At 70.6% G+C, this 10,968-nt stretch carries 11 protein-coding genes and 1 pseudogene; 1 reads left to right on the top strand and 11 read right to left on the bottom strand.

The annotated features are described in order from the left end of the window. Window positions 1-2,240 (top strand): ATP-binding protein (locus tag ACE3PU_RS06595; RefSeq protein ID WP_374387925.1); only part of this gene is annotated, 2,240 nt, incomplete at its 5' end. On the opposite strand, the gene ACE3PU_RS06590 is transcribed toward ACE3PU_RS06595, so the two are convergent. The 11 genes and pseudogenes from ACE3PU_RS06590 to ACE3PU_RS06540 all read right to left on the bottom strand — a co-directional run. Beyond that, window positions 2,237-2,827 carry a nucleotidyltransferase family protein gene (locus ACE3PU_RS06590; RefSeq protein ID WP_374387923.1) on the bottom strand — a complete coding sequence of 197 codons (591 nt, stop codon included), beginning with the start codon at window positions 2,825-2,827 and terminating at the stop codon, window positions 2,237-2,239. The genes ACE3PU_RS06595 and ACE3PU_RS06590 overlap by 4 nt on opposite strands. 102 nt (window positions 2,828-2,929) lie before the next feature. Beyond that, entirely contained in the window at window positions 2,930-3,715 is a 786-nt protein-coding gene (thiD, locus tag ACE3PU_RS06585; RefSeq protein WP_374387921.1) for a bifunctional hydroxymethylpyrimidine kinase/phosphomethylpyrimidine kinase, read from the bottom strand. 98 nt (window positions 3,716-3,813) lie between these two features. Beyond that, on the bottom strand, window positions 3,814-4,155 hold the full coding sequence (locus ACE3PU_RS06580; RefSeq protein ID WP_374387919.1) for a multidrug efflux SMR transporter: 342 nt from the start codon (window positions 4,153-4,155) through the stop codon (window positions 3,814-3,816). 43 nt (window positions 4,156-4,198) lie between these two features. Beyond that, on the bottom strand, window positions 4,199-4,552 hold the full coding sequence (locus ACE3PU_RS06575; RefSeq protein ID WP_374387917.1) for a DMT family protein: 354 nt from the start codon (window positions 4,550-4,552) through the stop codon (window positions 4,199-4,201). A 95-nt stretch (window positions 4,553-4,647) separates the two neighbouring features. After that, complete coding sequence (gene folP / locus ACE3PU_RS06570; protein ID WP_374387915.1) at window positions 4,648-5,469, bottom strand: dihydropteroate synthase; 822 nt, start codon at window positions 5,467-5,469, stop codon at window positions 4,648-4,650. After that, complete coding sequence (locus ACE3PU_RS06565; RefSeq protein WP_374387912.1) at window positions 5,466-6,068, bottom strand: YdeI family protein; 603 nt, start codon at window positions 6,066-6,068, stop codon at window positions 5,466-5,468. Before ACE3PU_RS06565 ends, folP begins: the two co-directional genes overlap by 4 nt. Beyond that, window positions 6,068-6,370, bottom strand: coding sequence for a winged helix-turn-helix domain-containing protein (locus ACE3PU_RS06560; protein WP_374387910.1), 303 nt, complete (start codon window positions 6,368-6,370; stop codon window positions 6,068-6,070). The genes ACE3PU_RS06565 and ACE3PU_RS06560 overlap by 1 nt, the downstream gene beginning before the upstream one ends. A 4-nt stretch (window positions 6,371-6,374) precedes the next feature. Next, window positions 6,375-7,010 carry a hypothetical protein gene (locus ACE3PU_RS06555; protein ID WP_374387908.1) on the bottom strand — a complete coding sequence of 212 codons (636 nt, stop codon included), beginning with the start codon at window positions 7,008-7,010 and terminating at the stop codon, window positions 6,375-6,377. Continuing rightward, window positions 7,007-8,278, bottom strand: a complete 1,272-nt coding sequence (locus tag ACE3PU_RS06550; RefSeq protein ID WP_374387906.1) for an acyltransferase family protein — start codon at window positions 8,276-8,278, stop codon at window positions 7,007-7,009. The genes ACE3PU_RS06555 and ACE3PU_RS06550 overlap by 4 nt, the downstream gene beginning before the upstream one ends. 169 nt (window positions 8,279-8,447) lie before the next feature. Then, window positions 8,448-10,406 (bottom strand): ATP-dependent zinc metalloprotease FtsH, encoded by a 1,959-nt coding sequence (gene ftsH, locus ACE3PU_RS06545; protein ID WP_374387903.1) that lies wholly within the window; start codon window positions 10,404-10,406, stop codon window positions 8,448-8,450. Then, a pseudogene (locus ACE3PU_RS06540) lies at window positions 10,403-10,968 on the bottom strand (PP-loop family protein); the annotation flags it as partial. The gene ftsH and the pseudogene ACE3PU_RS06540, both read right to left, overlap by 4 nt.

Below are 10,968 nucleotides of genomic sequence, written 5' to 3'. Positions count from 1 at the left end.
TGGACGCCCGCGCGCGTCAGGCCGAGACCGCCCGCGCCGCGCTGGAGACGGCGGCCGCTCGGGCGGCGGGCCTGATCCACGCCTTCGACGACATCAGCCTGCCGCTCGAGGCCGGGGCGGAGCCCCTGGGGCCGCCGGAAATGATCGCCCGCTGGACGGGGGGCGCCGGGGATCGCGCCGCCGCCATTCTGGACCGCCTTCAGGCCGGACACGGCGCGGCGATCGACGCCCTGACCCGCGAAGGCCGGGCCTTCGACGGCCTGGTCCTGCTGGACGAGGCGGGCCGCGACGCCCCGACGCCCTGGCGGGTCGAGGGACGCGTCGCCGGCGGCCTGGCCTGGCTGCGGCTGGCGCCGGCCTCCAGCATCACCCTCACAGGCGCCGAAGCGGTCGAGAGCGGTCTGGCCCTGCTGGCCGACGCCTCGCCCACCCCGACCTGGGTCGCTGACGGCGCCGGCCTTCTGGCCTGGGCCAACAAGGCCTTCCTCGACGAGATCGGCGCCGAGACCCTGGAGGCTGCGCGCGAGGGCCGCATGAGCTTCGATCGCGGCGCCGACGCCCTGGTGGCCGAGGCGCGCCGGCTTGGCGTGCGCCAGGAGGGTTTCCGCTGGACCACCGGCGGGGAGCGTCGGCGCGCCTGGCGGATCGTGGCCGAACCGGCCGGCGGCGGCGCGGTCACCGCTTTCGCCATAGAGGTGACCGAGGCCGAGGAGACGCGCGACACCCTGCGCCGCCACGTCGAGGCCCATGACGAGACCCTGAACCACCTGGCCGACGCGGTCGCCATCTTCGGCCCGGCCAAGCGACTGGCCTTCCACAACACCGCCTTCCGCACCCTGTTCGACCTGGACCCCGCCTGGCTGGACGAGCGGCCGACCCACGCCGAGCTGCTGGACCACCTGCGCCAGCGCCGCCGCCTGCCGGAGGTGGTCGATTATGCGGGCTGGAAGACGCACGAGCTGGACTTCTACGGCGCCGCCGAGGCCGCGCCGGACGACAGCTGGTCCCTGCCCGACGGCCGCACCCTGCGGGTCGTGCGCCAGCCGCACCCGCTGGGCGGCATCCTGCTGATCTTCTCCGACATCACCGACGAGCTGCAGCTGCGCAGCCGCTTCAACGCCCAGCTCCAGGTCCAGCGCGCCACCCTGGACAAGCTGAACGATGCGGTGGCCGTGTTCGGCTCCGACGGCCGGGTGCGCCTGCACAACGAGGCCTTCGAGCGGTTCTGGGGCCTCAGCGGCGACCAGATCGACTCGGCCGGCGACTTCGACGCCCTGGCCGAACTGTGCAAGGCCGCCCTGCCCGATCCGGCGCTGTGGCTGGGTCTTAAGGCGCGGGTCGCCGATCCCGACCCGGAAAGCCGCATCGCCATCTCGGGCGAGGGCCGCGCCGCCGACGGCCGCGTGGCCGCCTGGCAGACCCGCCCCCTTCCGGACGGGGCCACCCTGGTCGCCTTCTCCGACATCACCGCCCGCCGCGAGCTGGAGCAGGCCCTGGTCCAGCGCGAGCAGGCGCTGGCCGAAAGCCAGGCCCTGAAGCGCGAGTTCGTGGGCAGCGTCTCCTATGAACTGCGCACGCCCCTGACCACGATCGTCGGCTATTCCGAACTGTTGGAGGCGACCGGCGATCTGTCCGAGCGGATGCGCCAGCACGCCGGCGCCATCCGCGTGGCCGCCAGCCAGCTGGCGCGCTCGATCGACGACGTGCTCGACATGGCCCAGATCGACGCCGGCGAGATGGAGCTGTCGCTGGGCGACATGCGCATCAGCGACCTGTTCGAGGACGTCGCCGAAAAGGTCCGCGCCAAGATCGAGGGTCGGGGCGCGACCCTGACGGTCGTCAGCGCGCCGGACCTGCGCCCCCTGCGCGCCGACGCGCGCCGCATCGGCCAGGCGCTGGAACATCTGCTGGAGAACGCCGCGCGGTCGGTGTCCGAGGGCGGGGCCGTCACCCTGACCGCCGAGGCGGGCCCGGCCGAGGTCCGCCTGACCGTCGCCGACACCGGCCGGGGCATTCCGTACCACCTCCAGGCCCATGTGTTCGACCGCTTCGTCCGCCGCGAGCGGGGCGGGCCGGGCGTGGGTCTGGCCCTGGTCAAGGCGCTGGTCGAGCTGCACGGCGGCTGGGCCGAGGTGGAGAGCGAACCCGGCAAGGGCGCGGCCTTCATCCTGCACCTGCCGTTCGGCGCCGCCCTGACCGCCGCCGCGCCCGAACTTCAGCTGGAAGGCGGGGCGGTCTAGACGCCGACCACCTTCAGCTCCGGCCAGCGCCCGCGCGCGTTCGCAACCGTCCGGTCCCACTCCTTCGCCCTGGGCCGGTCCGGGTTCGGCCGCAGGGTCATGGCGAAGACGTCCTCCAGCCCGAACGGCGCGGCGACGCTGATCCGGTCGTCCTGTTCCAGTCGAACACCCACCGCAAAGGCCGGGGCCACGAACCGGCCCAGCGCCTCGTCGGTCGACCCCAGCGGCGCATAGGGTTCGCCGAAACGGTCCTGGAACCACAGGTGGACGCGCGCCTGGTTGCGGACCTCGACCTGGCTTCTGAACGGCTCGTCGAAGGCCGCGGCGACGCGCCGGATCACCACGTCCTCGGCGTCGTAGGACAGGTCGGACGCATCGAAATAGGCCAGGTCGTAGTCCTTGATCCCATAGCCCAGGGGGCGGCCGGTCGCGTCGTTCCAGACCGCCTGGTAGACGGCGCCGGACACGACGCGCCAATCGGGCAGCTCCAGCCGGCGCACGGTCGTCAGAACCTGCATCAATCCGGCGTCCCGGCGCACGATCTCCACCAGGCGGGCGGTCAGGGCTGTCGATTCGGCGCGGCTCATAAGCACCAATAACGGCCCGCACCGTTCAGGGAAAACCCTTCCTGGACGTGGCCGCCATGCCTATCGTCGCCGCCCTTGCCGATCCGTTCGCCGCCGGGTGCATCAGCCCCTGACGGGCCAGCCGTGGTCCAGCGGGCCGTGCCCGCCGCCCAGGCCGGGCGCGCGCCGGATCGCCTCGCCGACGTAGGCCCAGGCCTCCGCGACCGCGACCTCCAGCGGGCGGCCCAGAGCCAGGCCCGCCGCGCAGGCGCTGGCCAGGGTGCAGCCGGTGCCGTGGGTGTGGCGGGTGTCGATCCGCTCGGCCTCCAGCACCGTTTCGCCGTCCGTCGTCATCAGCACGTCGATCACCGCCGGTCCGGGGACGTGGCCGCCCTTCATCAGCACGGCCTGGGCGCCCAGCCTCAGCAAGGCCTCGCCCGCCCGCCGCTGGCCGTCCAGGTCGTGAACGGCGACGCCGGTCAAAGCCTCGGCCTCGGGCGCGTTCGGCGTCAGCAGGGCGGCGCGGGGGATCATCAGCGACTTCACCGCCTCTACCGCCGCGTCCGGCAGCAGGGCCGCCCCGCCCTTGGCGACCATGACGGGATCGACGACGGCCGGGGCCCGCGCCTCGTCCAGCAGGGCGGCGACCGTCTCGACCACCTCGATCGAGCCCAGCATTCCGGTCTTGCAGGCGTCGGTCCCGATATCGTCCAGCACCGCCCGCGCCTGGGCCGCGATCAGCTCCAGCGGCAGGGGATGGACGCCGTGGACGCCCAGGGTGTTCTGCACCGTGATCGCGGTGATGGCCGTGGCGGCGTAGCCGCCCATCATCGTCACCGCCTTGATGTCGGCCTGGACGCCCGCGCCGCCGCCCGAGTCGGATCCCGCCAGGATCAGCACCCGGCCCATTCTTTTTCCGCTACCGCCGCCCGCGCGGCGGGCGTCTGCTTGAGCGGTGGTTCCGCCGCCCCCGCCCGCGCGGCGGGCGTCTGCCGGATCAGGGCCCATCAGTGCGCGCCCGAGAACAGCTTCAGGCCGACGATGCCCGCGACGATCAGCAGGATGCAGACCGCCCGCACCGCCGTCGCCGGCTCGCCATAGACCAGGACGCCGACCAGGGCCGCGCCCACCGCGCCGATGCCGGTCCAGACCGCATAGGCCGTGCCGATCGGCAGCTTCTGCGTGGCCACCCACAACAGGATCATGCTGGCCACCAGCGCGATCAGCACCCCCAGCGACGTCAGGGGCCGCTGCAGGCTGACGTTCTTGAGGCCCGAGGCCCACAGGACCTCCAGCAGACCGGCGACGACCAGCGTCGCCCACGGATTGATCGACATCACCCAGGACATGGGGACCAGATGGGACAAGCCGGCGTCGGGGGCAAGCGCGCGATCAGTGAAGCGGGCCCTTGAAGATGAAGAAGGCGCCCAGGCCGATGAAGCCGAACCCGACCAGATGGTTCACCGTCAGCTTCTCGCCCAGGTACAGCACCGAGAAGCCGGCGAAGACCGCCAGGGTGATCACCTCCTGCATCGTCTTCAGCTCGGCCGCCGAATAGACCTGGTGGCCGATCCGGTTCGCCGGCACCGCCAGCCAGTATTCGAAGAAGGCCACGCCCCAGCTGACCAGGACCGCGATCCACAGCGGCTTCGGGTCGCCCTTCAGGTGCCCGTACCAGGCGTAGGTCATGAAGGCGTTGGAGGCGACCAGCAGCAGGATCGGCGTGATGTAGGGATTGAAGGTCATGGCGCGCTCGCGGGTGGTTTTCCGCCCTACACCGCGTCCGCCGTTTCGTCTCGCGGCATTACATTGCCGGTCGGCGATAGCGACCTGATCATGCTCTATTCGCCGATCGGCCCGGCCGAGACGACCGCGGCCTGAACCTTCAGCGCCTGCACCGTCTCGCGCACGTCGTGAACCCGGATCATCCGCGCGCCGCGTCGCGCGCCCTCCAGCGCCAGGGCGATCGAGCCGCCCAGCCGGTCGGTCGCCTCGACCGCCGTCGCGTCGATCGACTGGATCGTGCGCTTGCGGCTGGCGGCGTACAGCACCGGAAAGCCCAGCGCCGCCAGCACGTCCAGGCGGGCCGTCAGCGCCATGTTGTGCGATGGCGTCTTGCCGAAGCCGATGCCGGGGTCCAGCCAGATCCGTTCGCGCGCCACGCCCGCCGTCATCGCCGCCTCGGCGCGCGCGGCCAGATAGTCGCGAACCTCGCCCACCACGTCATCGTAGCGCGGATCGGCCTGCATGGTGCGCGGCTCGCCCTTCATGTGCATCAGCACCACGTCGCAGCCCAGTTCGGCGGCGACCGCGACGCTGTCGGGCGCGTGGGTCAGGGCGGTCACGTCGTTCCAGATCGTCGCCCCCGCCGCGACCGCCGCCCGCGCCACCGCCGGCTTCATCGTGTCGACGCTGATCGCCCCGTCCCAGCGCGCGCGCACGCCCGCGATCACCGGCGCGACCCGGTCGATCTCCTCGGCTTGGCCCACCGGATCGGCGCCCGGCCGGGTGCTCTCGCCGCCAATGTCCAGCACGTCCGCGCCCTGTTCGACCAGCTTCAATGCGTGATCCACGGCGGCCTTCGTCGACGTCCACCGCCCGCCGTCCGAGAAGCTGTCGGGCGTGACGTTGACGATGCCCATGACGCGCGGGAGGCCGTTCATGGCCGCACGCCCTTCTGAGGGTGGACCGTCTCTCCCCGCTTGAGCATGGCGACCAGATCACCGATCTTCTTTCGGCGCCCCGCCGCGGTCTTCAGGGCTTCGACCCGGTAGATCAGGGCGAACCGGTTCTGCGCCGTCAGGAGGTCAAACGTCGCGCGCGCCTGCGGCTCCGCATCGATGGCCGCCATCAGATCGTCCGGCACGGTCGCCCCCTTGACGCGATAGGCGGCGTCCCAGCGTCCGTCCGCCTTGGCCGCCTCGACATGCTTCAGCCCATGCTCGGTCATTCGCCCTTCCTCGATCAGACGGGCGACATTGGCGACGTTGACCTGGCTCCAGACGCTCTTCTTGCCGCGCGGCGAGATCCGCTGAAGGAAGCTGGCGTCATCCAGGCTCTTGCGCACCCCGTCGATCCAGCCCCAGCACAGGATCACCTCCACCGCCTCGGCCCAGGTGATCGAGGCGACCCCCGACTTCGCCTTGTAGATGCGGATCCACAGCACCGTCTCACGGTTGTGGTTCTCGGCCAGCCAGGCCTGAAGGGCGTCCTTGTCCGCGAAGGCGCGCACCTTGGCCGGATCGACGACCATCGGGGCCATCAGCGGGCCCTCCCGATCAGCCCGCCCAGCGCCTCCAGATAGGCGGCGAAGGCCTTGCGGCCCGCCGGCGTGATCGACACGCGGGTCAGGGGTTTGTTGTTCACAAAGCTCTTGGCCACGGCGACATAGCCGGCCTCCTCCAGCTTCTTGATGTGGACGGACAGATTGCCCTGGGTCGCCTCCAGAACCGTCTTCAGTTCTGTGAAGTCCGCGGCCTCGGCGTCGGCCAGATAGACCATGATCCCCAGCCGCATGCGACCGTGGATGACCTCGTCGATCTTGCCGAGTTGCTCCAGACTCATCGGATCAGGCGGCTCGCCGGGCTTTCAGGGCGCCATGCAGCATGATCCAGCCCGGGGCCGCGAACAGGCCGAACAGCGCCGCCGTGCAGACCGCCAGATAGGCGACCGGCTCACGCACCAGCAGGCCCAAGGCCACCGCCGTCGCCCAGCCGCCGACGGACGTGGCCAGCATCCAGGCCGACTTTCTCAGGCTCCACGCCACCCACCACGCCGCCGCCTGGATCGCGAACACCATGGCCGGATAGTAGAGCCAGACCGCGAAGTCCTGATCCCGCATCGCGCCCACTGCGAACACCACGATCACCGCCAGATTGACCATGCCGGTGGCGCTGAAGGCGGCGTTCAGGGTGCGTGTCACCATCGGGCCGGGGCGCGGGCCCTTGCGGTCCTGGCGCACGGCCCAGATCAGCACGCCGATCATGGCCGTCGTGATCGCCACCAGGAAGATCAGACTGGCCAGGCCCGGCCAGCGCACCCATCCCACCGCCTGGCCGATGTGGAACAGGCACTGCACGCCGTACAGCAGCCCGCCGGCCAGATAGGACACGCCCATGGTGAAATGCCCCTGGGGCCCGGCACCCGAGACGACGGAGCGCAGGAAGGCCAGGTCGGCCTCGGCGGAACGGGCGGGGTCGGTCATGAGGGGTCCCTCGGATATGACGTTGCGTGGACGAGCGGCGACGGATTGGCAAGCTGTTCGGCAGGGAGCGGGGCGACCGGGGCCGACTGCTTCCACGGGATGCGCCGCCGGTTCAGCCAGCGCCCCATGAAGGTGTGGCGGATCAGCAGTTCATAGCTGGCCAGGCTGAGGCCCGACACGGCCACGACCACGAGCGCCAGCTTGGCCCACCACGGCAGGCTCCAGTCCTGCACCAGAACCTGCGCCGCCATCACCAGCGGCAGGTGGACGATATAGATCCAGTAGGAGGCGTCGGCCAGGTAGCGACGTACGGCGCTGCGCCGCGACCAGAAACGCAGCGCCAAACCCACGGTGGCGAAGGCCGAGGCGTAGGTCGCCACGCCGAAGGCCGCCGCCGTCATCGCCTTGGTCGCGGGATCGGTCATCGGCGCCAGGTGCAGATCGGGCCCGCCCGCCAGCATCAGGGCCGCGGCCCCGGCGCCGACCGCCAATCCCAGATTGGCCGGCGCCCACGCCTGCATCCGACCCAACAGGTCGCGGCGGCGATCCAGAAGGGCGCCGAAGCCGAAGGCCAGGCCGAACCCGACCAAGGCCGGCGTATTGGGAACCAGGCCCGCGTCCGGCGTCGGCACGCCGAAGAAGGCGATCCAGTCCGGCTGCAGCCACAGGGCGACCGCCAGGGGCGCGCCCAGCAGGAATGCCCCCCACGGCCCGATCAGACCCGCCGTCAGCCGATCGACCGACCGGCTCCAGCCTCCGTCGCGATCCAGCAGCGCGAACGGCGCGCGCAGCATCAGAAGGGCGGCGTAGAACAGCATCAGCACCCACAGGAACCACAGATGGGTCAGGGGGACGTTGGTCCAGTCATAGGTCGGGGTCGGCGGGGCGTCGGCCGCCGTCAGGCCTTGCAGGCTGGCGTTCCAGATCAGGACGGCGACGATCGCCGCCAGCACTGCGCCCCAGAACACGGCCAGCGGCGCGGCGATGCGGACCATTCGGTTCTTGACGAAGGGCCACGTCCCCCGGCGGGCGAGCATCATGTGGGCGAACAGCCCGGCGATCAGGAAGAAGGTCGTCATGCGGAAGAGGTGGATGACGAAGAACAGGCCGCTGGCCCAGGCCGAGCGCTGGTCGTCGCCGACGATCCAGATCTGCGTCGGGAAGAAGGACATGGCGGCGTGCAGCACCACCCCCAGCAGCAGGGCCGCGCCCCGCAGCCCGTCGAGGCCGTGAAGGCGCTCGGATCGATCGATTTCGCACGCCGTCATGGCGACCCCTCCCAAGGTGGACCAAGGTCGTATCTCACAGACTAGTCTGCAATGCAAACTTGTTCGTCGTCATCGCCCCTTGAGCCCCGCCAATCGTGCCGGAGACGAGAAAAAACCCGCCGGGAGATCGCTCTCCCGGCGGGCGTCTTCGTTCAACCCTGAACCCGGATCAGTGGACCGTGGGCACGCTGGTCGCGGCCGGGGCCGGGGCCGGAACCTCGATGTCGGTTCCATCCGACACCGGCGTCACCGGCACCGAGACCGAAGGCCCGGCGTTGGGGAAGTTGTTCTCGTCGCGGTTCGGCGCGACGCCCTTCTCCAGCAGGTCCTTGATCTCCTCGCCCGACAGGGTCTCGTATTCCAAGAGGGCCTGCGACAGCTTCTCGTGGTCCTCGGCCTTGGCGGTCAGGATGTGGCGGGCCTCGTCCCAACCGGAGGTGACCAGGCGCTTGACCTCCTCGTCGATGGTGCGGGCCGTCTCTTCCGAAACGTTCTGGCTGCGGGCCACCGAGTGGCCCAGGAAGACCTCTTCCTGGTTCTCGCCATAGGCCACCGTGCCCAGCTTCTCGGAGAAGCCCCAGCGTGTGACCATGGCCCGCGCCAGCTTGGTCGCCTGTTCGATGTCGGAACTGGCGCCCGAGGTGATGTTCTCCTTGCCGAAGATCAGCTCCTCGGCCACCCGGCCGCCGGCCATGATGGCGATGCGGTCGATCATCTGCTGGTACTTCATGGAATAGCGGTCGCCTTCCGGCAGCTGCATCACCATGCCCAGGGCCCGGCCGCGCGGGACGATGGTCGCCTTGTGCACCGGATCGGCCATCTTGACGTTCATGGCGACGATGGCGTGGCCGGCCTCGTGATAGGCGGTCAGGCGCTTTTCTTCCTCGTTCATCGCCATGGAGCGGCGCTCCGAGCCCATCAGCACCTTGTCCTTGGCGTCCTCGAAGTCGCGGTGCGTGACCATGCGCCGGTCCTTGCGGGCCGCGGTCAGCGCCGCCTCGTTGACCAGGTTCGCCAGGTCGGCGCCCGAGAAGCCGGGCGTGCCGCGCGCGATGGTCTTGACGTTGACGTCGGCGGCCAGCGGCACGTCCTTCATGTGGACGCGCAGGATGCGTTCGCGGCCCGAGACATCGGGGTTCGGCACCACCACCTGGCGGTCGAAACGGCCGGGACGCAGCAGGGCCGGGTCCAGCACGTCGGGACGGTTGGTCGCGGCGATCAGGATGATGTTCTCCGACGCCTCGAAGCCGTCCATCTCGACCAGCAGCTGGTTCAGCGTCTGCTCGCGCTCGTCGTTGCCGCCGCCCAGGCCGGCGCCGCGATGGCGGCCGACCGCGTCGATCTCGTCGATGAAGATGATGCAGGGCGCGTTCTTCTTGGCCTGTTCGAACATGTCGCGAACCCGCGAGGCGCCGACGCCGACGAACATTTCGACGAAGTCAGAGCCCGAGATCGAGAAGAAGGGCACGCCCGCCTCGCCCGCGACCGCCCGCGCCAGCAGCGTCTTGCCGGTGCCGGGAGGGCCGACCAGCAGGGCGCCCTTGGGGATCTTGCCGCCCAGACGCTGGAACTTGCCCGGATCCTTCAGGAAGTCGACGACCTCCTGCAGCTCGTCCTTGGCCTCGTCCACGCCGGCGACGTCGTCAAAGGTCTTGCGGCCCTTGTGCTCGGTCAGCAGCTTGGCCTTGGACTTGCCGAATCCCATGGCTCCGCGCGCTCCGCCCTGCATCTGGCGCATGAAGAAGATCCACACCCCGACCAGCAGGGCGATGGGCAGGATGCCGATCAGCAGGCTGGCCCACCAGGACTGGCGCGTGCTCTTGGCGTCGACGTTGACGCCGGCGGCCATCATGGCGTCGACCAGCTGGGTGCTGGGAGTCACGGTCACGGCGGTGAAACGGCGGTCGTCCTTGTAGACGCCGGTGACGTCCTCGCCACGGATGGTCGCCTCCTTGACCTGTCCGGCCTCCACCTGTTGCAGCAGCTGCGAATAGGTCACGGCCTCGGGCCGGCCGGAACCGCCCGGCGCGGCGGCGCCGGACATGGCGCCGCCCTGCGACACGAAGGCGTAGAAGGCCAGCATGGCCAGAAGGATCATGCCGGTGATCGCCAGATTGCGAAGGTTCATGAGTGTCCTCGGTCGTCCGGCGCCCCGCCTTGGGGTTCCGGTCTGAATGTCATGTCCGTGAAAATAGGTCGTTCCACGGCGTTACGCCATCGGGCGCGGGTCAGATCGTCTTCGTGCGTCGTTTCGTCCAGCGCCAGGGCGAGCCGTTCCGGGACGAGATCGCGGCGCCGAACGGCCTCGTCTGCAAGAACCGGCCCGGACGCATCGTCCCGGATCAGGACCGGCGCCGCGCCGCGCGCCGCGGCGGGCAGGCGGCCGAGGCGGGCGCGATCCTGCGGCGACAGGGCGGCCAGAAGGCCCAGCGCCGGAACCACCGTCCAGCCCGCCGCCTGGGTCCGAAAGGCGAAGCGGCCGTCCCACGTCCGCTCCTCGCCGGGCGTCAACCGCAGGGGCGGCGGCGGGCGGCGACGCAGTTCCCCCGTCTCGCGCATCACAAGAACCGCGCCCTCGTCCGCCTGGATCCGGGCGCCGGCCAGCGTCGCGGTGAACCGCTCGCCCTTGCTCAGGCGCGTCATCAGCGCGTTCAGCCGGTCGCCTCGGGGCGGCGTCGCGCCGCCGCCGG

The sequence above is a fragment of the Brevundimonas sp. genome, assembly GCF_041911375.1.
In the GTDB taxonomy this organism is placed as follows: Bacteria; Pseudomonadota; Alphaproteobacteria; order Caulobacterales; family Caulobacteraceae; genus Brevundimonas.
This window is presented reverse-complemented; position numbering and strand designations above follow the sequence as displayed.